Raw genomic sequence first — 19,749 nt, 5'->3', positions numbered from 1 at the left:
CCGGCTCAGGCGCGCCGCGCGAACCGGTCCAGCGCGGCCAGCACGGCCCGGGTCGTCGCGGGGCCGCCGAGGTGGCCCGCCTCCTCGATCACCGTGAGTTCGGCGTCCGGCCAGGCCTTCGCCAGCTCCCAGGCCGTGGTCAGCGGGGAGCCCAGGTCGAAGCGGCCGTGCACCAGGACGCCGGGGATGCCCGCGAGACGGCCGGCGTCGCGGATCAGCTGCCCCTCCTCCAGCCAGGCGGCGTGCGAGAAGTAGTGCGCGCAGATACGGACGAACGCCAGCCGGTCGCGGCCCGGCCGCCCGCCGTACGGCGCCGGACCGGTGTGCGCCTCCATGGACAGCACCGCGTCCTCCCAGGCGCACCAGTCGGCCGTGGCCCCCGCCCGTACCTCCGGGTCGGGGCTCTCCGTCCGCCGGGCGTACGCGGTGAGCAGGTCCGGGGTCGCGTCGCTCGTGGCCTCCGGGACGCCCGCGCGGAACCGGTCCCACGCCTCGGGGAAGAGCTGCCCGGCGCCCCGGTACAGCCAGTCGATCTCGCTGCGCCGGGTCGTCGTCACCGCGGGGATCACGATCTCCGAGGCGCGCTCCGGGTGCTGCTCGGCGTACGCGAGGATCAGCGTCGAGCCCCAGGACCAGCCGTGCAGCAGCCACCGCTCGACACCGAGGTGGCGGCGCAGGGCCTCCATGTCGGCGACCAGGTGCGCGGTGGTGTTGTGCCGCAGGTCGGTTGCGGGGTCGCTCGCGTGCGGGGTGGAGCGGCCGCAGTTGCGCTGGTCGAAGAGGACGACGCGGTAGAGGTCCGGGTCGAAGGACCGCCGGGCCCCGGGCGTGCACCCCGAGCCCGGCCCGCCGTGGACGACGAGCGCGGGCTTGCCGACCGGGTTGCCGCAGACCTCCCAATACACGAGGTTGCCGTCACCGACGTCCAGCATCCCCTGGTCGTACGGCTCGATCGGCGGGTACGTCCCGTCGGGGTCACGGGGCATGGCGGCGGTCCCTCCCGGGGTCACCCGGTGACGGTGAACGGGGTGTCGGCCTGATTGTCCGTGTCCACGTCATCCAGGCTGTACACGCGGAACACGGGTGACTCGTCCCCCGTGCCCGTCTCGCTGGGCACGTGGACCTCGGCGGCGAAGCTCCCGTCGGGGCCGGCGGTGACATCCCGCAGATCCTTCTCAATCGCTGTCCCGGAAGGTGATGCGGATCTGTTCGTCCGGGGCGAATCCGGTGGCCTTCAGCGTTACCACCGTTCCCTCCGGTGCCCGGTCGGGGACGGCGATTAGGCGCGGCCTGCTGCGCGGGGTCGCGGTCGTCGGATCGGCCGGCAGGGTCTGGAGCGGCGGATCCGACGGTGTCGAGGCGGGTTCCGCGGAGGCGGAGGCGGACGCGGACGCGGAGGCCGTCGTCGGACCCGACGGACCCGCCGGGCCGGCCGCCGACGCCGTCGGTGGCGACGAGTCCCCGCCCGACATCGCCACGGCGGCGATGACCGCGGCGACGATCGTCGCCGCCGCCGTGATCACGGCGGCGGTCACATGCTGGCGTCCACCCTGGGGCGTCGGAGGGTGAGGCGGCGGCGGGGGGAACGGTTGCCCCGGAGGCATCGGCGGGTTGGGGCTGGACACGCGAATCCCCCTGCTGGCTCGTGAAGATCGTGGAGCCCGTCAGGATACCGGCCGGGGCGTGCCGCGTGCCGCTCAATTCGCCTTGGAGGAGGCGGAATTGCGCGGGCCTGCGAGCCTTACGGGGCGAGGGGCAGCCGGCGCTTGTGGTCGGTGAGGCGGTAGCGGGCGACGATCGTGTCGAAGGCTTCCTCGTCCACCGGCTTGCCCTCCAGGAAATCGTCGATGGTGTCGTAGGTGACGCCCAGCGCGTGCTCGTCGGCCTTCCCCGGGTCGAGCGTCTCCAGGTCGGCCGTCGGCACCTTCCCGACCAGCTCGGCGGGCGCTCCCAGCGCCTCCGCGACGGCGCGCACCCGGCGCTTGGTCAGCCCGGTCAGCGGGACCACGTCGGCGGCGCCGTCCCCGAACTTGGTGAAGAAGCCGGAGACCGCCTCGGCCGCGTGGTCCGTGCCGACGACGAGACCGCTGTGCGCCCCGGCCACCGCGTACTGGGCGATCATGCGCTGGCGGGCCTTGACGTTCCCGACCACGAAGTCCTGGTGGTGGGGGTCGCGGAAGGCCACGTCGCCGTCGAGCAGGGACTCCTGGGTGGCGTCGGTCGCGGGCTTGATGTCCACGGTCAGCACCTGGTCGGCCTTGATGAAGGAGAGCGCCAGCTGGGCGTCGTGCTCGTCGGCCTGGACCCCGTAGGGCAGCCGCATCGCGTAGAACCGGGCCTCGTGGCCCGCCGCCCTGGCCCGCTCGGTGGCGAGCTGGCACAGTCGGCCGGCCGTGGTGGAGTCGACGCCGCCGCTGATGCCGAGCACCAGGGAGCGCAGGCCCGTGGAGGTCAGCCGCTCGGCGAGGAAGGCCACGCGGCGCTCGATCTCCTGGTGGGGGTCGAAGGTCTCGGCGACCTCCAGCTCCCGGGCGATCTCCTGCTGCAGGACGATGTTCGCCGGCTCGCTCACGTCTGCTCCTCGGTCCGGTCCACGGTGTGCTGTCGCGCCCACCCTACCCAGGGCCCCTCGCCCGCCGGTCCGGGGCGGCGACGGACCCAGGGCGCCAGCTGAACGAGGCCGAAGGCCACCTCGGGGCCGAGGAACAGCCACAGCAGCTGCGGGCCACCGTGGGTGAGGGCGTACGCCTGCCACATCGCGAACAGGGCCCGGGCGGCACCGTCGTACAGTCCGTGCTCCGGCAGGGGCCTCACGAGGCGCAGGACGGCCCAGACGACCACGACCGAGCCCAGCAGGTTCGCGTACAGGGTCTGCATCGGGTCCTGCGCGGGCAGCGGGCCGAGACCGAGGGCGACGCCCAGGGACGAGAGCACGCCGTGCAGCAGGCCGTACGTCCATGGTGTGGCGAAGCCGGCGGTGACGACGAGGTCGTACCAGGCGCTCGTGCGTACGACGCGTAAGTAGCGGGCGGGGGGAAGACGCATGAGGGGCTCCCTGCGGTCTCGGACAAGCGATCGCCCGACGCTAAACAGTGGAGTACGGTCCAAGGTCAAGCCCGGCATCCGAGGGGGAGCGCCATGCTGATCGGTGAACTGGCCGCGCGGACAGGCCTGTCGAGGGACGCCATCCGGTTCTACGAGAGGAACGGGCTCGTCACCGGCGCCCGACTGCCCAGCGGCTACCGCGACTTCCCGCCGGAGACGGTGGCCTGGCTGCTCTACGTCCGCACCGCGCAGACGCTCGGTTTCTCCCTGGCGGAGATCGCCCGCCACGGCGACGAGCTGCGGGACGCGCCCGACCAGGCCGAGGCCCTGTCCGTGCTGCTGACGGAGAAGATCCGGGTGATCGACGCGCGTACGGCCGAACTCGCCTCCCTGCGCGCCGAACTCGTCGCCCGCGTCGGGACCGGGTGCCCGCTCCGGGGCGCCGGGGCCGTCAGCCCTTGACGGCCACGTGGTACGCCGACGCCCACAGCGTCACCGCGGAGGCCAGGCCCACCACGGCGCGCACGCTCCCGTCGGACAGACCGGCCGCGATGAGCACGAGACCGAGGACCGCGGCGGCGCAGAGCAGCACGGCCGTCCCCTTGTACTGCCACTGGTCGTAGAAGCGCGCCAGCGGGAAGAAGTGCAGGCCGACCACCAGCGCGATGGCCGGCGGGATGAACGCGGGGTGGCCCGAGGCGTTGGACGCCGCGATCACCGCGAAGATCGCCGCGAGTTCGACGGCGTTGACGATGCCGACCGACCGCGCCCAGTTCGCGGGCAGGTCGACCAGGCGGGGCGAAGGGGCCGCGCCCTTGCGGTAGGCGAGGAGGAGCGCCGCCACCGTGACCGGTACGGCGATGATCTCGACGGCCAGGGCGGCCCCCGAGGACGCCAGCCCGGACGCCCCGGCGAAGGCCCAGACGAGGGCGAACACCGACAGGACGACGGTGCCCCGGCGGCGCAGGGACCGGGTGAGCGCGACGCACTCGGCGTCCGTGGCCGTGGGGGGCGAGGGCGTCGGCTGGATCATCCGGCGAGAGTACAGCGGGTGTTGGGCCCGGTCGGCGGTTTCGGACCGGACCGGGAAGGCCTCCACTTGTGGAGGCCTTCCGTCCGGCTCTCCCCGCCCTGACCTGCCCGTTTCACGGCACCAGGACCAGTCGTCCCCGTACGCCGCCCTCCGCGAGGCGGGCGTGTGCGTCGGCTGCGCCCTCCAGCGGGTAGGTGCGGGCCACCCGGGGCGTCAGGGCGCCCTGGTCGACCAGCTTCACCAGCTCGGCGAGCCTGGTGCCGTCGGCGGCCACCTCGACCACCTGGACCCGGATGTCGCGCACGCTCGGCGGGCCCGCGTTCGGGATGACGCCCACGTAGTCCCCGCCGTCCCGCACGTACGCCAGCGCGTCCGCACCCAGTACGGCCGCGTCCAGCACCGCGTCGAACGGGCCCTGCACCGCGCCCCGTTCCACGAAACGGTCCGCGCCGAAGGACCGGACCAGCTCCTCGTCGGCCGCACCGGCCACCCCGGCGACGGTGATCCCGGCCCGGTGGGCGAGCTGCACCGCGTACCCGCCGACCGCGCCCGCCGCACCCGTGACCAGCAGCGTGGCGCCGGGGGCCAGGTCCAGCAGGTCGAGCGCCTGCGCGGCGGTCAGGGTGTTCAGCGGCACGGTCGCCGCGTGGACCGCGTCCACCGAGGCGGGCGCGGACGCGACCGCCGAACCGTCCACCACCACGTACTCCGCCTGGGCCTTGACCGGAGCCGGCCCGTACGCCAGGGCGACCACCTCGGCCCCGACGGCGAACGGCGCGCCCGCGCCCACCGCGTCCACGGTGCCCGCGACGTCCCAGCCGAGGCCGAGCACCCCGCCCTCGGGCAGCGGGACGAGGAAGCCCGCGCGGTACGCCGCGTCCACGGGATTGACGGCTGCCGCCGCCACCTTGATCCGCACCTGGCCCGGACGGGGCTCGGGTACCGCGGTCTCCACGAGCTCCACCGTCCCGGGACCGCCGAACGACTTGACCACCACTGCACGCATATCGATGACTCCCGTAATCCTGATCCTGGCGAACGCCGCGGGTTTCTCCCGCCCCACAAACCTAGGAAGAGTTACTCTCTTTCGGTAAGTACGTACTCCGAGGTGCGTAGGCCACCCACAGGTAGGACCGGAGGCGGACAGGCCATGGCGACCCGCACCGCGGCGCAGCGCCGCGAGGAAGCCCGAACCGCGTACGACGCGTTCCTGAGGGAGTGCCCGACGAACCAGCTGCTCGGCCGCCTCGGCGACAAGTGGGTCAGCCTGATCGTCAGCGCCTTGCGCGAAGGCCCCATGCGCTACAGCGACCTCGGGCGCAGGATCGCGGGGGTGAGCCAGAAGATGCTGACCCAGTCGCTGCGCTCCCTGGAGCGGGACGGGCTCGTCACGCGCACCGTGACGCCGTCGGTGCCGGTCCGTGTGGACTACGAGCTGACGGAGCTCGGGCACAGCCTCAGCGGCCTCCTGTTCGCCATGAAGAACTGGGCGGAGACCCACTTCGACCAGGTCCACGAGGCCCGCGAGCGCTACGACCAGGAGGCCGCGGCATGAGCGCCACCCCGCAGGTGCTCGCCGTGCTGGACGAGCTGCTCGCCTCCGCCGCCCCCGGCGAGCGCGGCGCCCTCTGGCACCTCGCCGAGCAGGGACGGGAGTTGGACGCCAACCTCGTCCGCCTCCCGCCGGGCGCCGGGGTGGGTGAGCACCAGGAGGACGTCCTGGACGTGCTGCTCGTCGTCCTCGCGGGCGGCGGCAGCCTGCGTACGGCCGGCGGCGACACCCTGGACCTCGCCCCGACGACGGTCACCTGGCTGCCCCGGACCTCGCGGCGGGCGCTGGAGGCGGGGCCCGACGGGCTGACGTACCTCACGGTGCACCGCCGCCGCCCCGGCCTCGCGATCACGCCGGCGGTGCGCACTCCCGCGTACGAGGGCGGCGAGGCGCCCTGCATGCTCGACCTGGTGTGCCCGGAGTGCGGGCGGCTGTCGGCGGACCGGGCGCCGAGGTTCTGCAGCGCGTGCGGGGAGCCGTTCCCCGAGCGCTGACACAGGCGCTGACCCGGGCGCGGCGCACGCGGCAGCAGCCCGGTGGGCGCTCCGGTGCCTCGCGCAAGCGCTCACGCAAGCGCTCACGCCAGCGAGAGGAACATCTTCTCCAGGCGGGCGCGCATCCGGTCCTTGTCGGCAGGCGTCCGACCCTCGTCGGCCAGACACTGTTCGAGCCCCGTGGCGATGACGGAGAACCCCGCCCGGTCCAGGGCCCGCGACGCGGCGGCCAGCTGTGTCACGACCTCCTCGCAGTCCCTGCCCTCCTCGATCATCCTGATGACACCGGCGATCTGGCCCTGGGCCCGGCGCAGCCGGTTGAGGACGGACTTCAGCTCGTCGGCCGCCATGTCGAGTTGCATGGTTCCTCCCGCGTTCGGGGCATACCCGTACGTATATACCCAGGGGGGTATCGTACCGGGGGCCTTCATCCGCCCTGGGTGCACCCAGCGCCACCCCGCACTCGGGGGCGTACGCCCAATGTGTCCGCCCGCTCCCGTCCGTAGCGTCGTCGACGGGGCGCGGAGTGCGCCCGACGAGCAGCGGGTGATGGGGGATGGCCATGTTCGATCGCAAGCGGAAGCCGGGGAGCCGGGCCGCGGAGGCCCTGCGTCTGGTCTCGGTGAGCAAGGTGTACGGGACCGGGGACGGCGCGGTGACCGCCCTGGACGGGGTGACCCTGAGCCTGCCGAGGGGCAGCTTCACCGCCGTCATGGGCCCCTCCGGTTCCGGGAAGTCCACGCTCCTCCAGTGTGCGGCGGGCCTGGACCGCCCGGACCGGGGGCAGGTCGTCGTGGACGGCGAGGAGATGAGCGGCGGCGAGGCGGCCCTCACGAAGTTCCGGCGGGACCGGATCGGCTTCGTCTTCCAGCAGTACAACCTGCTGCCCACCCTGACCGTCGAGGAGAACACCGCGCTGCCGCTCCGCCTCGCCGGCCGGAAGGCGGACCGCGGGAGCATCCGCGCGGTCCTCACCCAGGTGGGTCTCGGTGAGCGTCTCGGCCATCTCCCCGACGAGCTGTCCGGCGGGCAGCGCCAGCGGGTCGCGATCGCCCGCGCCCTGGTCACCCGGCCCGGCGTGATCTTCGCCGACGAGCCGACCGGTGCCCTGGACACCCGCAGCGCACGCGAGGTGCTGGGCCTGCTGAAGGAGACCGTCCGTCTGCACGGCAGCACCGTCGTGCTCGTCACCCACGACCCGGTGGCCGCCTCCTACGCCGACTCGGTGCTCTTCCTCGCCGACGGGCGGCTGGCAGGACACCTCCCCGCCCCCACCGCCGAGGCCGTCGCCGAACGCATGACCCACCTCGGGGACCGGGCGGCCGAACGGCGCGCGGACAACGGCCCCTTGATGGAGGTGTGAGAGATGCTGTTCCTGGCCGTGCGCTCGATCCGTAAGCGCCCGGGGCGCTTCCTCGCGACCCTGCTCTCGGCGTTCCTCGGCGCCGTGATCATCATGACGTTCGGCTCCCTGCACGACACGGCGGCGGCACCCGGCGTCGACAAGGTCAGTGCGGAGTCGATGACGATTTCCGCGAGCGTCGTCGGCGGATACGGCTCCCTCCTCGTCTTCTTCGCCATCGCCTCCACCCTCACCGTCGGCGTACGCCAGCGCGCCGAGGAGATCCAGCTGCTGCGCCGCACCGGAGCCACCCCCGCCCAGGTCACGCGGATGGTCGTCGGTGAGGCCGCCGTCGTGGCACTGGCCGGCGCGGCGCTCGCCGTCGGGCCCGCCGTGCTCGGCGGCCGGCTGCTGCTCGACCTGTTCAAGGACAGCGGCCAGGTCGCCGCGGGCGTCGACCCCGCCTTCGGTGCGATGGCCCTCGGCTCGGGCTTCGGCGTCGCGCTCCTCGCCTCCGTCGGCGCCGCGTTCCTCGCCGTACGCCGCGCCACCAGGGCCGCCGCCGGAGCACGTGGCCCGGCCCGGGGCCGGGGCCGCACCCTGGCGGGCTGCGCCGCCCTGGTGGCCGGCGCCGGGGGAGTCCTGACGACGTACGCCGTGGACCCGGCCGAGGAGATGCTGATGGCGTTCCCCGCCTACGGGGCGATCCTGCTCTCGGTCGGCTTCGCCGTCCTGGCCCCGGCCCTGCTCGGCAGGATCCTGGGACTGCTGCGGGGTCCGCTCGCGGCGGTGGGCGGCGCGGGCGGCTACCTGAGCGCCCGCAATCTGCGCCGCCGCCGTGCGGAGCTGGCCGGCGTGCTCATGCCGATGATCATCTTCACCGGCATGGCCACCGCGACCCTCTACATCCAGGGCGTCGAGAGCGACTGGGTGACCAGGTCCGGGCTGGACAGGACCGTCGAGGACAAGAACCTGGAGACCCTCAACCTGGTCGTCGTCGGCATCATCGTCGTCTTCTCCTGCATCATGCTCGTCAACAGCCTCTACGCGGCGACGACGTACCGCCGCCGCGAGTTCGGCCAGCAGCGCCTGGCCGGGGCGACACCGGGCCAGGTCCTGGGCGTGGTCGGCCGGGAGGCGGTGATCCTCACGCTGACCGGCCTGACCCTGGGCACGGTCGCGGGGATCGCGGGCATCATCCCCTTCACGATGGTCCGCACCGACCAGGTCCTGCCGGACCAGGGCCCCGGCACCTGGCTGGCCGTCATGGCCGTCGCCACGGCAGTCACCCTGGGTACGAGCCTCGGGACCGCGCGCAGAACGCTCACCACGCCGGCCATCGACGCGGTCACCGTGGCGGCGTGACGGTGGCGGGCCCCCGTGGGTGCGCGGGGGCCGTCACACAGGCTTCTCCCAGACCGAGACGTGGCGCCCGCTCTCGTTCGTGAACGGTGACCGGTCCCAGTCCTCCCACCGCTCCCGCAGCCGCAGGCCCGCGAGCCGGGCCATCAGGTCGAGTTCGGCCGGCCACACGTACCGGAAGGGGATCGACCGGAACGAGCCACGGCCGTCCTCGACCTCGATGTAGTTCGAGCTCATGGCCTGCGTGGCGACGTCGTACGCGTCGAACGCCCAGCGCGTCGCGGTCGCCTCGAACGGTACGAGGCTCTGCCCGGCCGGAAGCTTGCGCAGCTCGGGCACTGCCACCTCGACGACGAAGCAGCCGCCGGGGGAGAGATGTCCGGCGACGTTGCGGAAGCAGTCCACCTGGGCGTCCTGCGTCGTCAGGTTCATGATGGTGTTGAAGACCAGGTAGGCCAGGGAGAACGCACCGTCGACCCGCGTCGTGGCGAAGTCCCCGATGCTCACGCCGATGTCCTCGGCGCCCCCGCCCGGTTTGGCCCGCAGCCGGTCCACCATCGCCCGCGAGAGGTCGATCCCGTGGACCGGTACCCCGCGCGCGGCGAGGGGGAGCGCGATGCGGCCCGTACCGATGCCCAGTTCCAGGGCGCGGCCGTCGCCCGCCAGGCCGGCCAGGAAGCCGACGGCCGGGTCCACCACCGCCGGTTCGAACATCTCGCCCGACGACGCGTCGTACCTCGCCGCGACATGCTTTCCGAAGTAGCCGTCCTGGTCACTCATGGGCAGGACCGTACTGCCGAACGGCCCGGCCGCGCCCGGGGTTTTCGCGCCGGTGCAGGCGGGACGGCTCACCTAGCACCGTCCTGCTCCCCGGGCCCTCGGTGCCGGTGTCGGGCGGCGGCGGGGACGGCACGGCGTCCTTCGACGGGGCGACGGTCCGCCTCACCTGGAACTGGAAGGCCGAGGAGTCGAAGACCGCGGGCGGCGCGGTCACCCTGCCGCTGGCGGAGGTGACCGGGGTCCGCTGGATGCCCGCGATCGGGCTGGAGAACGGCTCGCTGCGTTTTGACCGGGGAGGTGCAGTCTCGGCCTCCCCGGCCAAATTCGACCCGTACTCCCTGGAGCTGTGGGGGCTGTCGAAGCGGGAGTACACGGCGGTGCTGGTCGCCGCCGCCGTCCTCGTACGGATGCCGGCGTCCGCCGAGCCCGCCGCGCTGGAAGCCGCCCCGGGGCCCGGGCCCGCGCCGTCCGCCGCGCCTGCCGACGACCACGACGTCCTGCTGCGGCGGCTCCGCGAGCTGGGGGAACTGCACGGGGCCGGCATCCTCACCGACGAGGAGTTCACCACCGCCAAACAGGCCGTGCTGAAGCGGCTCTGACCCGGGTGCGCCGTAACTGACCGGAGTGGTCGGCCTGCTGCCGGACCGAGGAGGGGGCACCGTCGGCGGTGTGCGCCTCCAGCACACCCGTACGAGCGCTCACCGGTCCTGGCGGACTGTGGGCGCGGCGGCGCGGCGCGGGACGTGTGCGGCGGGACGTAACGGGACAATGGCGCACGCGCCACCCAGAGGCGCCCGCGCCCTCTCCGGCCCTCGCGAACCGCTCGATGGTGTTCGCCGGGCACCGGATATGCGGCAGACCAAGGAGGACCCGTGGTGGATGTCCCGGTGGACCAAGTGACCGGTGCGGTCGACGGTGCGCGTACGCGGGCCCGTGGGCAGCTCCTCGACGCCGGCCTGGAGCTGTTCGGGGTGTACGGCTACGCGCAGACGTCGGAGTACGCCCTGTGTACGACGGCCGGAGTGCCGGAGGACGTGTTCCGGGAGGAATTCGGCTCCCGGGAAGGCCTGTTGATGGTCCTGCACAACCAGATCACGACGGCCGGACTGCGGGCCTCCGAAGTGGCCCTGCTCTCCGAGGGGATGGACGACTGCCCGCTGGAGCAGCGCTTCCGGAGGCTCTTCGACGCGTACGTGTCGGCGGTGACCCGGGACCTGCGCGAGGCGCGCGTGACGTTCGTCGAGGTGCTGGGCGTGAGCCCGGCGGTGGACGCGCACTGCAAGCGGTGGCGCGACCTGTGGACCGACTTCCTGACCGGCGAGGCCGAACGGGCGGCGGTGCGCGGCGAGGTGGAGGAGCGGGACCACCGGGTGGTGGTGATGGTGATGGTGGGTACGGTCCACGAGCTCATGGCGCACCACGCCCGCCGCCCGCGCAGGGCCAGGCCCGACGAGGTGTCGGAGGAGCTGACGAAGCTGGGGCTCGCCATGCTCGGGGTGGAGATGGCGGGCTGATTCCCGCCCCGGCACCCCTGCCTAGAACCTGATGTCCGCCGCTATGGGCAGGTGGTCGCTCCCGGTGGCGGGCAGCGACCGGACGCGGGTGACCGTCGCGGACCGGGTGAGGACCTGGTCGATCCGGGCCACCGGGAGCTTCGCGGGCCAGCTGAAGGCGAATCCGGGGCCCGGGGCGTCCATCAGCGAACTGACCGGTTCCAGGCCGCGGTCGTCCAGCGTGCTGTTGAGGTCCCCGAGGAGGATCACCCGGTCCAGGGGCTCGGCGGCGAGGGCCTTGCCCAGGAGAGCGGCGCTCTCGTCCCGCCGCCCCGAGGCCAGCCCGGTCGCCGGGCCGATCCGCACCGAGGGCAGGTGGGCGACGTACACGGCGACATCGCCCTCAGGGGTACGGGCGGTCGCCCGCAGCCCCCGGTCCCAGCCCTCCCCGACGTCCTTCGGCCTGATGTCCACCAGCCGTACGCCGGTGAGGGGGTACTTCGACCAGAGGCCGACCGTGCCCCGCGTCGCGTGGTGGGGATAGTCCGCGGCCAGCGCCGACTCGAAGGCCGGCAGGGCGGGGGCCGTCAGCTCCTCCAGGGCGATGAGGTCGGCGCCGGTGGCAGCCAACGCCCGTGCGGTGGCGGCCGGTTCGGGGTTCACATCGCTGATGTTGTGCTGGACCACGGTGAAGGTGGTGTCCGGTGCCCGGTCCCCGGTGAACAGCAGGCCCCCGAAGAGGGCGGCCCAGGCGACGGCGGGCAGCAGCAGCGCGGCCGTCGCCAGGAGCGAGCGGCGCAGGAGCGCCGGGACCAGCAGTACGGGGACGGCCAGGCCGAGCCAGGGGAGGAAGGTCTCCAGCAGACTGCCCACCCGGCCCGGGGCGTTGGGGACCAGGCCGGGGAAGAGCAGCAGGACGCCCGCCAGGAGGCCGAGCAGTGCGGTCACGCGGCCCCGCTGCCGGCGTCGGCCGGCCCGTTCCCTCGTCACAGGGTCCCTTCCGCCGTGGATGGTCAGGATCAGGCCGCTGCCAGGGCTCCCGCGTACGGGCCGCCCACGCCCCACGCCTGGTGCATCGCGTCGGCGAACGCCCCGGCCAGTTTGTGTTCGCCGGTGGGGCCGGGGTGGGTGCCGTCGTAGGTGTCCGTGTGGATGTCGTAACCCGTGGGGTGCGAGGCCAGCAGGACCGGGGAGGCGGGGGTGTCCAGATCGGCGACGGCCTTGGCGAGCAGTGTGTTGAAGCGGTCGCACTCGGCGGCGAAGGGGGCGTCGGACTCCGCCCGGATGTTCGGTATGACCGGGAGCAGCACCAGCCTGATCCGGGGGTTCGCGGTGCGCGCCGCGGTGATGAACTCCCGGGCGTTCGCGGCCGTCTGCGTGCTGTCCGTGTAGAAGCCGAGGTCTATCAGCCCGAGCGAGACCAGCAGGACGTCGGCGCGGGTCGCCGTGACCGTGTCCGCGATGACGGGGGCCATGTGGAGCCAGCCCTCGCCCCAGCCGGCCAGGTGCCGGCGGGCGGGCGCGGGGAAGGCCGCGTCGCCGTACGTGTGGGAGAGCGGGGCGTTCGCCTCGGTGTCGTACAGCTCGGTACGCGGGCCCGTGATCGCGTACCCGCCGTCGCCCAGGGTCGCTTCGAGGTGCTGCCACATCCGGTAGCGCCAGGTGAAGTCGCCGGCCTTGCCCACGGTCATGCTGTCGCCGACGAAGAGAAAACGCATGGCGACATCATGGCTGATCACTGCTCCGGCCTGCGACGTGACAGTGGACACTTGTGCCATGAGATCGCTGCTGACCGCCGCCGCTGCCGCCCTCCTGTTCCTGACGGGGACGGTGCCCGCCGTCGCGGACGACGGGGACGGGGCGGACCGGACCTTCACGATCGAGGACCCCCGGATCACCGAGTCCAGCGGTCTCGCCGCCAGCCGGCTCCACCCGGGGGTGTACTGGACGCACAACGACAGCGACGACGGGCCGTACGTCTACGCCGTCGACTCCCGGACCGGGAAGACCGTGGCGACGATCACCATGAAGGGCGTGGGGGAGCCCCGCGACGTGGAGGCGATCTCGCTCGGGCCCGACGGGAACCTCTACGTCGGTGACATCGGCGACAACCTCGACGGCACCTGGGACCACGTCTGGATCTACCGCTTCCCCGAGCCGAAGCGGCTCGCCGACGCCACCGTCCAGGCCACACAGTTCGACGTGACGTACGCGGACGGGGCGCGCAACGCCGAGGCGATGATGGTCCACCCCACGACGGGCCGGGTGTACATCGCCTCGAAGCGGGAGGGCGGCGGCGGGCTCTACGAGGGCCCGGAGAAGCTGACCGCCGGCGGGTCCAATGTGTTCCGGCGCGTGGGCGAGGTGCCGTGGGTGACCGACGGGGCGTTCTCGCCGGACGGCAAGGAGCTGGTGCTGCGCTCGTACTTCAGTGCCCGGCGCTACGCCTTCGAGAACGGCCGGCTCGGTGAGGACCATGCGGTGAGCGCGCCGCTCCAGGGGCAGTCCGAGTCGGTGACGTACACGGCGGACGGCTCGGCGATGATGTTCGGCTCCGAGGGGAAGAACAGCGAAGTGGCGCGCGTGGAGGTGGAGGGCGGCGGCAGCAAGGCGCCCTCCCCGAGCGGCGGGGGCGGCGGGACGACGTCCGGGGACGACGGGGACGACGGCGTTCCGTCGAAGGGCACCGCGACGGGCGGCGCCGTGGCCGTCGTCGTCATCGTGGTGGCCCTGATCGCCGCCAAGCGCCGCCGCGGGTAGCGCGTGCCGCCCCCGGCCGGGACGGCGCGAGCCGCTCAGATGTCGTCGGTGATCGGCCGCAGTTCGTAGTGGAGCGTGCGGTCCCGCTTCAGCCGGTGGACGAGGGGGACGGCCACCCCGTGGAGCGCCGGGTACTTCCGGGAGAGCGTCCGGGCGGCGTGCGTGTTCTCCTTCGAGTCCTGCTGGAGGAGCCGCGCCCACGCCTTCATCGGCGGTCCCGTCGGCGCGCCCCGCACGGTGCACGGCGCGATCTCCACCACCGGGTGGTTGCGCATCCGGTCGACCTTCCAGGCCGAGGAGAACGTACGGATGTAGGCGTGATCGCCCTCGACCGCGATGCTCACGGGGGTGTGGGCCGATGATCCGTCCGGCCTGCGGCTGCTGAGCAGGACGGCGTACTGCTTCACATAGGGCTCCAGCTCACGGATCGTCTCCATGTATCCCATGGTGCACGAAAAGGGGGTGAAACGGACCTCGGGCCGAGTCCGTGCGGTGCCGTCCGGCCCGCGTAGGCTCCGCCCCATGCCGGCCGAGCCCTTCTCCACCCTCCGTCTCGACGCGCTCCCGCTCGACGTCGCCCACGCGGACGAGATGGCCGCGGTCCTCCTCGACCCCGCGCTGCACACCTGGACCGGCGGTGCGCCGGAGGACGCGGACACCCTGCGGGCCCGGTACGCGCGCTGGAGCGCCGGTTCGCCCGACCCCGCCGAACTCTGGTGGAACTGGGTGCTCCGGGTGCGTACCGACGGCTGCCTGGCCGGATACGTCCAGGCCACCGTGCGCGGGGAGCGGGCCGAGGTGGCCTGGGTGGTCGGGACCCGTTGGCAGGGCCGGGGATACGCCAAGGAGGCGGCGGCCGGCCTGGTCGGGCACCTGCTGGATGCGGGCCCCGTCCGTACCGTCGTCGCCCATGTCCACCCGGACCACGCCGCGTCCGCCGCCGTGGCCTCGGCCGCGGGACTGCTTCCGGTGGACGAGTGGCAGGACGGCGAGATGCGATGGCGGCGGGACCGTCTCTGATCACGACATGGCGTGAATTGTCTTATACGGTCGTAAGGCGTGGTGTGTGGACACCGCGGCTCCTGCCGAGCGACCGACGGAGGCCCTGGGTGGGCGATCTGGGGAGGCTGGACGCCCTGCGGCTCGCGGGGCTCACAGCGGCGGCCGACCCGGGCATGGACCGGTTCGCGCGGCTGGTCGCCCGGTTCCTCAGCGTGCCCGTCTCGCTGGTCTCGCTGCTGGAGACCGACCGGCAGGTCTTCCCCGGCATGGTCGGACTCGCCGAGCCCTGGGCGGCACGGCGCGAGACCCCGCTGAGCCACTCGTTCTGCCAGCACGTCGTCATCGAACGCCGGCCGCTGGTCCTGGAGGACACCCGGGTGCACCCGCGCACCTGCGCCAGCCTGGCCATCCCCGACCTCCAGGTCATCGGGTACGCCGGAATGCCGCTCACCGATGCCGACGGACACGTCCTGGGATCGCTCTGCGCCATCGACCACGAGCCCCGGAAGTGGACCGCGGAGGAGCTGCAGGACCTCGGGGACCTCACCGCCGCCTGCTCGGTGGAGCTGCAGCTGAGGATCGCCACCGAGCGGATCCGGGAGGACCGCGACCACGCCGAACTGCTGCTGCGCGCCTCCGTGGAGCTGGGCCACTCCCATGACCTCGCCGACCTCACCCGGCGCCTGCGCCGCATGTTCGACGGCCCCACCGAGCCGTCCTTCGTGGGGCTGCTGCTGGCGGACGGCCAGGGCCTCTGGCGGGTGATCGACCCGGACGACGTACGGCCGGTGGAGGCCGCCATCGCGCGCCTGGACCTGGACGCCGGCTTCCCCAGCACCCAGGCCGTCCGTGAACAGCGCACCGTCTTCGTCCCGGACCGCGACGCGCTCGTGGCCGACTTCAGCCCCGAGGCCGTGGCCGGGTACGACGCGCTGGGGCTCCGTTCCGTGCTGTGCGTTCCGCTGCCCCGCGGCCGTGGCGCACTGATGTGGTGCTGGCCCGACCCCCATGTCCTGGCCGTGACGGAGGAGGCGGCCCTCACCGCCGTCGCCGGGTACGTCAGCCAGGCCGTGGACCGCACCCTCTTCGTCGAGACCCGGCTCAGCACCGCCGAACAGCTCCAGGCGGCGATGCTGACCGATCTCCCCACCGTGCCCGGCCTGGACATGTCCGCCCTCTACCTGCCGGCCACCGACCAGGACATGGTGGGCGGCGACTGGTACGACGCCTACCTCCTGCCGCGGCTCCCGGCCGCCGGGAAGCGCGCCCTGATGCTGTCGATCGGCGACATCATCGGCCACGACGTGCAGGCCGCGGCCGTGATGGGCCAGGTCCGCAGCATGCTCCGCCAGGCCACCCTCGGCCATCCCGCGCACTCACCCGCCGGTGCGCTGGACGCGGTCGACAGTGCCCTCGACGTGCTGCCCCTCGGCCCGGGCGCCACCGCCGTCCACGCCCGCCTCGACCCGGACGGCGACCGGTGGCGTCTGACCTGGTCCAACGCCGGACACCCACCGCCACTGCTGCGCACGCCCGACGGCCGCGTCTCGGCGCTGGACGCGCACGACCTGCTCCTCCTCGGCGCCGCCGGCGGGCTCGACCGGCACGACCACGAGCACGAACTCCCCCTGGGCAGCGTGCTCCTGTTGTACACCGACGGGCTCGTCGAACGCCGCGACAACGACATCGACGCGAGCATCGGGCAGACGGCGTCCATCCTGTCGGCACACGGCGACCAGCCCCTGCCGCAGCTCCTGGAGGCGCTCGCCCACGGACTGGCGGACGCCCCGCAACGGGACGACGTGGCCGTGCTCGTCGTCCGCGTCAGTGGCGGACCCGGGCCTCAGGAGGCGGGGTAGGCGCCGGCCGACCCGCCGGGGAAGCCAGCAGCCGGCACCGACAGCGGGACCGACCGCGGAACCGCCCGGAAGCCGCCTAGGCGTCGCCGCCTGCCTTGCCGGTCAGGAGCGCGCTCGCGACGACGTCGAAGAGGTGGTCCGCGCGGGGCGCGAGCGCCGGCTGGTCGCCGAGCCAGGCCAGCGCCGCCACCAGCGCGAACACATCGGCGCCGTCGACGTCGGTCCGCGCCGTGCCCGCCTCCTGGGCGCGGGCCAGGAGCCGTGCACCGGCCGCGCGCAGGGCGACGCACGACGCGTGCAGCGCGGACTCGGTGTCGTCGATGGCGGCCGCCATCAGCACGGTCACGCCCCGGTACTCCGTCGTCCACGCGACGCAGTCCCGCAGCCACGACACCAGGGCCTCGGCGGGCGCGTCCGACGTCTCCAGTGCGGCTGCCCGGGCCGTCATCTCGTCGAAGCTCGTACGGAGCAGGGCGTCGAGCAGCGCCTCGCGCGTCGGGAAGTGACGCAGCAGCGTCGCGAGTCCGACCTCGGCCCGGCGTGCGATGTCGCGCAGCGACACCTCTACGCCCTGCTCGGCGAGTGCGGTGCCCGCCACGGCGAGCAGGTGGTCGCGGTTCTTCCTGGCGTCGGCGCGCATCTCTTCCCCTTGACTATCTGGATCAGTGATCCGTATATTCGGATCAGTGGTTCGTTTATGTGGATCGCTGATCCGGATGAGTCTATCCCGCAGTGCGGGCAGGAGAGAACGATGCCGACAGACACGATGATGGCGGTCCGGCTGCATGAGCACGGCGGCCCCGACGTCCTACGTCAGGACGAGGTGCCGATTCCCGAGCCGGGGCCGGGCGAGGTGCTCGTCCGGGTGCACGCGGTCGGTGTCAATCCCCCCGACTGGTACCTGCGCGACGGGATGACCAATCTGCCCCCGGAGACCAGGCCGAAGTTCAGCCTGCCCGTGATCCCGGGGACGGACGTGTCGGGCGTGGTCGAGGCCGTCGCCCCGGACGTGGACGGGTTCGCCGTCGGCGACGAGGTCTTCGGGCTCCTGCGGTTCCCGAGCTTCGAGGGCGCCGCATACGCCGAGTACGTGGCCGCGCGCGCGTCGGACCTCGCGCACAAGCCGGCCGGGATCGATCATGTGCACGCCGCGGGGGCGCCGATGGCCGGGCTGACGGCGTGGCAGTTCCTGATCGAGCTCGGGCACGACCACCCCTCGCCCTTCCAGGCGGCGCGGCACCGCCCGGTGCCCCTCGGCCCCGGCACGACCGTGCTCGTCAACGGCGCCGCGGGCGGCGTGGGGCACTTCGCCGTACAGCTGGCGAAATGGAAGGGCGCACGGGTCGTCGCGGTGGCGTCGGGCGGGCACGAAGAGTTCCTGCGGGACCTCGGCGCCGACGAGTTCATCGACTACACCACGAGCCGTCCCGAGGAGCTCGTGCACGGCGCCGACCTCGTCCTCGACGCCGTCGGCGGCCCCCGCAGCAGCCGTTTCCTGCGCACGCTCAAGCGCGGCGGCTCCCTGTTCCCCGTCTTCTTCGGCGAGTTCGACGAGGAGGAGACAGCGAAGCTGGGCGTCACGGTCACGGGCACCCAGGTCCGCTCGAACGGCGCTCAGCTCGCCGAGCTGGGGCGGCTGCTCGACACGGGCGCGGTCCGCGTCGCGATCGACAGCACGTTCCCGCTCGCGGACGCCCGGGCCGCGCACGAGCGGGCCGCCGGGGGACACATCCGGGGCAAGATCGTGCTCACGGCCGCCTGAGACCCCTCCCGGCTCCCGGAACGAAGGGCCCCAGCGACGGACGGGACGACAGGGGCCAGGCGCAGAACGGCCCCGCACACCGAGGTGTGCGGGGCCGTTCCGGACGGGGTGACCGTCAGAGCTTGTCGATCACGTAGTCGATGCAGGCGGTGAGCGCCTGGACGTCCGCCGGGTCGATCGCCGGGAACATCGCCACGCGCAGCTGGTTGCGGCCCAGCTTGCGGTACGGCTCCGTGTCGACGATGCCGTTGGCGCGGAGCACCTTGGCGACGGCCGCCGCGTCGATGCCGTCCTCGAAGTCGATCGTGCCGATGACCTGCGAGCGCTTCGCCGGGTCGGTCACGAACGGGGTGGCGTGCTTGGACTCCTCGGCCCAGCCGTACAGGTGCTGCGAGGACGCGGCCGTGCGGCCGGTCGTGAACTCCAGGCCGCCCTGGGTGTTCATCCACTTCAGCTGCTCGTTCAGCAGGAAGAGGGTGGCCAGCGCCGGGGTGTTGTACGTCTGGTTCTTGAGGGAGTTGTCGATCGCCGTGGGCAGCGAGAAGAACTCCGGGATGTGCCGGCCCGAGGCGTGGATGCGCGCTGCGCGGTCCAGGGCCGCCGGGGAGAACACGCCGATCCACAGGCCGCCGTCGGAGGCGAAGGACTTCTGCGGGGCGAAGTAGTAGACGTCCGTCTCGGTGATGTCGACCGGCAGGCCGCCCGCGCCGGAGGTGGCGTCCACCAGGACGAGGGAGCCCTCGTCGGCGCCCGCGACCCGCGCGACCGGGGCCGCGACACCGGTGGAGGTCTCGTTGTGGGTGAAGGCGTAGACGTCGACCCCCGCCTCGGCCTTCGGGTCCGGGTGGGTGCCCGGGTCCGAGGCGATGACCGTCGGGTCGGCCAGCCACGGGGCGAGCTTGGCGGCCTTCGCGAACTTCGACGAGAACTCGCCGAAGTTCAGGTGCTGGGACTTCGACTCGATCAGACCGTGCGTCGCGACGTCCCAGAAGGCGGTGGACCCGCCGTTGCCCAGGATGACCTCGTAGCCCTCGGGGAGGGAGAAGAGGCTGCGCACGCCGTCACGTACCTCGCCGACCAGGTTCTTCACGGGAGCCTGGCGGTGGGACGTACCGAGAAGGGAGGTGCCGGTCGCGGCCAGCGCGTCGACCGCCTCCGTCCGCACCTTGGAGGGCCCGGCGCCGAATCGTCCGTCGGCGGGCTTGAGGTCTGCGGGAATCTGGATGTCAGCCACGATCCGGAGCGTAGTCCCTCCCGGAAGCGGT

The 19,749-nt window shown here is 73.0% G+C and carries 23 protein-coding genes and 1 pseudogene; 12 read left to right on the top strand and 12 right to left on the bottom strand.

Features of this window, described 5'->3' with window-relative positions:
- Positions 1-5: 5 nt before the first annotated feature.
- On the bottom strand, positions 6-986 hold the full coding sequence (gene pip / locus ACIRD8_RS09100; RefSeq protein WP_403988261.1) for a prolyl aminopeptidase: 981 nt from the start codon (positions 984-986) through the stop codon (positions 6-8).
- Between the two features lie 241 nt (positions 987-1,227).
- On the opposite strand from pip, the gene ACIRD8_RS09095 reads away from it, so the two are divergent.
- Positions 1,228-1,569: a hypothetical protein gene (locus ACIRD8_RS09095; RefSeq protein WP_403988259.1), complete on the top strand. Its 342-nt coding sequence runs from the start codon at positions 1,228-1,230 to the stop codon at positions 1,567-1,569.
- 172 nt (positions 1,570-1,741) lie between these two features.
- On the opposite strand, the gene nadE is transcribed toward ACIRD8_RS09095, so the two are convergent.
- Positions 1,742-2,572, bottom strand: a complete 831-nt coding sequence (nadE, locus tag ACIRD8_RS09090) for an ammonia-dependent NAD(+) synthetase (RefSeq protein ID WP_403988257.1) — start codon at positions 2,570-2,572, stop codon at positions 1,742-1,744.
- Complete coding sequence (locus ACIRD8_RS09085; protein WP_403988255.1) at positions 2,569-3,045, bottom strand: hypothetical protein; 477 nt, start codon at positions 3,043-3,045, stop codon at positions 2,569-2,571. Before ACIRD8_RS09085 ends, nadE begins: the two co-directional genes overlap by 4 nt.
- Positions 3,046-3,138: 93 nt before the next feature.
- On the opposite strand from ACIRD8_RS09085, the gene ACIRD8_RS09080 reads away from it, so the two are divergent.
- Entirely contained in the window at positions 3,139-3,507 is a 369-nt protein-coding gene (locus ACIRD8_RS09080) for a MerR family transcriptional regulator (protein ID WP_403988253.1), read from the top strand.
- On the opposite strand, the gene ACIRD8_RS09075 is transcribed toward ACIRD8_RS09080, so the two are convergent.
- Positions 3,497-4,078, bottom strand: a complete 582-nt coding sequence (locus ACIRD8_RS09075; RefSeq protein WP_403988251.1) for a DUF7010 family protein — start codon at positions 4,076-4,078, stop codon at positions 3,497-3,499. The two genes, ACIRD8_RS09080 and ACIRD8_RS09075, sit on opposite strands and share 11 nt — an antisense overlap.
- A 112-nt stretch (positions 4,079-4,190) precedes the next feature.
- Positions 4,191-5,084, bottom strand: a complete 894-nt coding sequence (locus ACIRD8_RS09070; RefSeq protein ID WP_403988249.1) for an NADP-dependent oxidoreductase — start codon at positions 5,082-5,084, stop codon at positions 4,191-4,193.
- A 144-nt stretch (positions 5,085-5,228) separates the two neighbouring features.
- On the opposite strand from ACIRD8_RS09070, the gene ACIRD8_RS09065 reads away from it, so the two are divergent.
- Both ACIRD8_RS09065 and ACIRD8_RS09060 read left to right on the top strand, forming a co-directional pair.
- Positions 5,229-5,633, top strand: coding sequence for a winged helix-turn-helix transcriptional regulator (locus ACIRD8_RS09065; RefSeq protein ID WP_403988247.1), 405 nt, complete (start codon positions 5,229-5,231; stop codon positions 5,631-5,633).
- Positions 5,630-6,124: a hypothetical protein gene (locus ACIRD8_RS09060; RefSeq protein ID WP_403988245.1), complete on the top strand. Its 495-nt coding sequence runs from the start codon at positions 5,630-5,632 to the stop codon at positions 6,122-6,124. The genes ACIRD8_RS09065 and ACIRD8_RS09060 overlap by 4 nt, the downstream gene beginning before the upstream one ends.
- Positions 6,125-6,207: 83 nt before the next feature.
- On the opposite strand, the gene ACIRD8_RS09055 is transcribed toward ACIRD8_RS09060, so the two are convergent.
- Positions 6,208-6,486: a metal-sensitive transcriptional regulator gene (locus ACIRD8_RS09055; protein ID WP_403988243.1), complete on the bottom strand. Its 279-nt coding sequence runs from the start codon at positions 6,484-6,486 to the stop codon at positions 6,208-6,210.
- 200 nt (positions 6,487-6,686) lie between these two features.
- Between ACIRD8_RS09055 and ACIRD8_RS09050 the strand changes: the two genes are divergently transcribed.
- Together ACIRD8_RS09050 and ACIRD8_RS09045 are read left to right on the top strand one after the other, a co-directional pair.
- On the top strand, positions 6,687-7,487 hold the full coding sequence (locus ACIRD8_RS09050; protein WP_403988242.1) for an ABC transporter ATP-binding protein: 801 nt from the start codon (positions 6,687-6,689) through the stop codon (positions 7,485-7,487).
- A 3-nt stretch (positions 7,488-7,490) separates the two neighbouring features.
- Entirely contained in the window at positions 7,491-8,831 is a 1,341-nt protein-coding gene (locus tag ACIRD8_RS09045; RefSeq protein WP_403988240.1) for an FtsX-like permease family protein, read from the top strand.
- A gap of 33 nt (positions 8,832-8,864) precedes the next feature.
- On the opposite strand, the gene ACIRD8_RS09040 is transcribed toward ACIRD8_RS09045, so the two are convergent.
- Positions 8,865-9,608 carry a class I SAM-dependent DNA methyltransferase gene (locus ACIRD8_RS09040; RefSeq protein WP_403988238.1) on the bottom strand — a complete coding sequence of 248 codons (744 nt, stop codon included), beginning with the start codon at positions 9,606-9,608 and terminating at the stop codon, positions 8,865-8,867.
- Between the two features lie 62 nt (positions 9,609-9,670).
- On the opposite strand from ACIRD8_RS09040, the pseudogene ACIRD8_RS09035 reads away from it, so the two are divergent.
- A pseudogene (locus ACIRD8_RS09035) lies at positions 9,671-10,207 on the top strand (DUF4429 domain-containing protein); the annotation flags it as partial.
- Positions 10,208-10,480: 273 nt separating this feature from the next.
- Positions 10,481-11,122, top strand: a complete 642-nt coding sequence (locus ACIRD8_RS09030) for a TetR/AcrR family transcriptional regulator (protein WP_403988236.1) — start codon at positions 10,481-10,483, stop codon at positions 11,120-11,122.
- Positions 11,123-11,143: 21 nt separating this feature from the next.
- Here the strand turns inward: ACIRD8_RS09030 and ACIRD8_RS09025 are convergent, their stop codons facing one another.
- Together ACIRD8_RS09025 and ACIRD8_RS09020 are read right to left on the bottom strand one after the other, a co-directional pair.
- Positions 11,144-12,091, bottom strand: coding sequence for an endonuclease/exonuclease/phosphatase family protein (locus ACIRD8_RS09025; RefSeq protein WP_403988234.1), 948 nt, complete (start codon positions 12,089-12,091; stop codon positions 11,144-11,146).
- A 29-nt stretch (positions 12,092-12,120) separates the two neighbouring features.
- A complete protein-coding gene (locus ACIRD8_RS09020; RefSeq protein WP_403988232.1) occupies positions 12,121-12,879 on the bottom strand; it encodes a GDSL-type esterase/lipase family protein in 759 nt (252 codons plus the stop codon).
- Between ACIRD8_RS09020 and ACIRD8_RS09015 the strand changes: the two genes are divergently transcribed.
- Complete coding sequence (locus tag ACIRD8_RS09015; protein WP_403988230.1) at positions 12,878-13,861, top strand: WD40 repeat domain-containing protein; 984 nt, start codon at positions 12,878-12,880, stop codon at positions 13,859-13,861. The genes ACIRD8_RS09020 and ACIRD8_RS09015 overlap by 2 nt on opposite strands.
- Before the next feature lie 35 nt (positions 13,862-13,896).
- On the opposite strand, the gene ACIRD8_RS09010 is transcribed toward ACIRD8_RS09015, so the two are convergent.
- Positions 13,897-14,298, bottom strand: a complete 402-nt coding sequence (locus ACIRD8_RS09010) for a PPOX class F420-dependent oxidoreductase (protein ID WP_403988228.1) — start codon at positions 14,296-14,298, stop codon at positions 13,897-13,899.
- 85 nt (positions 14,299-14,383) lie between these two features.
- Between ACIRD8_RS09010 and ACIRD8_RS09005 the strand changes: the two genes are divergently transcribed.
- Both ACIRD8_RS09005 and ACIRD8_RS09000 read left to right on the top strand, forming a co-directional pair.
- Positions 14,384-14,881: a GNAT family N-acetyltransferase gene (locus ACIRD8_RS09005; protein WP_403988227.1), complete on the top strand. Its 498-nt coding sequence runs from the start codon at positions 14,384-14,386 to the stop codon at positions 14,879-14,881.
- Between the two features lie 89 nt (positions 14,882-14,970).
- Complete coding sequence (locus tag ACIRD8_RS09000) at positions 14,971-16,722, top strand: GAF domain-containing SpoIIE family protein phosphatase (RefSeq protein ID WP_403988225.1); 1,752 nt, start codon at positions 14,971-14,973, stop codon at positions 16,720-16,722.
- A 76-nt stretch (positions 16,723-16,798) separates the two neighbouring features.
- Here the strand turns inward: ACIRD8_RS09000 and ACIRD8_RS08995 are convergent, their stop codons facing one another.
- Complete coding sequence (locus ACIRD8_RS08995; RefSeq protein ID WP_403988223.1) at positions 16,799-17,362, bottom strand: TetR/AcrR family transcriptional regulator; 564 nt, start codon at positions 17,360-17,362, stop codon at positions 16,799-16,801.
- Positions 17,363-17,473: 111 nt separating this feature from the next.
- On the opposite strand from ACIRD8_RS08995, the gene ACIRD8_RS08990 reads away from it, so the two are divergent.
- Positions 17,474-18,484, top strand: coding sequence for an NADP-dependent oxidoreductase (locus ACIRD8_RS08990; protein ID WP_403988221.1), 1,011 nt, complete (start codon positions 17,474-17,476; stop codon positions 18,482-18,484).
- Positions 18,485-18,599: 115 nt separating this feature from the next.
- Here ACIRD8_RS08990 and serC read toward each other — a convergent pair whose 3' ends face one another.
- Positions 18,600-19,718 carry a phosphoserine transaminase gene (gene serC / locus ACIRD8_RS08985; protein ID WP_403988220.1) on the bottom strand — a complete coding sequence of 373 codons (1,119 nt, stop codon included), beginning with the start codon at positions 19,716-19,718 and terminating at the stop codon, positions 18,600-18,602.
- Positions 19,719-19,749: the final 31 nt, after the last annotated feature.

It is taken from the genome of Streptomyces sp. NPDC102451, assembly GCF_044765485.1.
In the GTDB taxonomy this organism is placed as follows: Bacteria; Actinomycetota; Actinomycetes; order Streptomycetales; family Streptomycetaceae; genus Streptomyces.
The sequence above is the reverse complement of the archived record's forward strand: the minus strand, read 5'-3'. Positions and strand labels throughout refer to the sequence as shown.

Excerpts from the sequence above, each read along its gene's own strand:
- ACIRD8_RS09085 (WP_403988255.1), bottom strand. The coding sequence starts at position 3,045 with ATGCGTCTTCCCCCCGCCCGCTACTTACGCGTCGTACGCACGAGCGCC.
- ACIRD8_RS09060 (WP_403988245.1), top strand. The coding sequence starts at position 5,630 with ATGAGCGCCACCCCGCAGGTGCTCGCCGTGCTGGACGAGCTGCTCGCC.
- ACIRD8_RS09040 (WP_403988238.1), bottom strand. The coding sequence starts at position 9,608 with ATGAGTGACCAGGACGGCTACTTCGGAAAGCATGTCGCGGCGAGGTAC.
- ACIRD8_RS09045 (WP_403988240.1), top strand. The coding sequence starts at position 7,491 with ATGCTGTTCCTGGCCGTGCGCTCGATCCGTAAGCGCCCGGGGCGCTTC.
- ACIRD8_RS09070 (WP_403988249.1), bottom strand. The coding sequence starts at position 5,084 with ATGCGTGCAGTGGTGGTCAAGTCGTTCGGCGGTCCCGGGACGGTGGAG.
- ACIRD8_RS09005 (WP_403988227.1), top strand. The coding sequence starts at position 14,384 with ATGCCGGCCGAGCCCTTCTCCACCCTCCGTCTCGACGCGCTCCCGCTC.
- ACIRD8_RS09010 (WP_403988228.1), bottom strand. The coding sequence starts at position 14,298 with ATGGAGACGATCCGTGAGCTGGAGCCCTATGTGAAGCAGTACGCCGTC.
- ACIRD8_RS08990 (WP_403988221.1), top strand. The coding sequence starts at position 17,474 with ATGCCGACAGACACGATGATGGCGGTCCGGCTGCATGAGCACGGCGGC.
- pip (WP_403988261.1), bottom strand. The coding sequence starts at position 986 with ATGCCCCGTGACCCCGACGGGACGTACCCGCCGATCGAGCCGTACGAC.
- ACIRD8_RS09055 (WP_403988243.1), bottom strand. The coding sequence starts at position 6,486 with ATGCAACTCGACATGGCGGCCGACGAGCTGAAGTCCGTCCTCAACCGG.
- ACIRD8_RS09080 (WP_403988253.1), top strand. The coding sequence starts at position 3,139 with ATGCTGATCGGTGAACTGGCCGCGCGGACAGGCCTGTCGAGGGACGCC.
- ACIRD8_RS08995 (WP_403988223.1), bottom strand. The coding sequence starts at position 17,362 with ATGCGCGCCGACGCCAGGAAGAACCGCGACCACCTGCTCGCCGTGGCG.
- ACIRD8_RS09075 (WP_403988251.1), bottom strand. The coding sequence starts at position 4,078 with ATGATCCAGCCGACGCCCTCGCCCCCCACGGCCACGGACGCCGAGTGC.
- ACIRD8_RS09020 (WP_403988232.1), bottom strand. The coding sequence starts at position 12,879 with ATGGCACAAGTGTCCACTGTCACGTCGCAGGCCGGAGCAGTGATCAGC.
- ACIRD8_RS09015 (WP_403988230.1), top strand. The coding sequence starts at position 12,878 with ATGAGATCGCTGCTGACCGCCGCCGCTGCCGCCCTCCTGTTCCTGACG.
- ACIRD8_RS09065 (WP_403988247.1), top strand. The coding sequence starts at position 5,229 with ATGGCGACCCGCACCGCGGCGCAGCGCCGCGAGGAAGCCCGAACCGCG.
- ACIRD8_RS09050 (WP_403988242.1), top strand. The coding sequence starts at position 6,687 with ATGTTCGATCGCAAGCGGAAGCCGGGGAGCCGGGCCGCGGAGGCCCTG.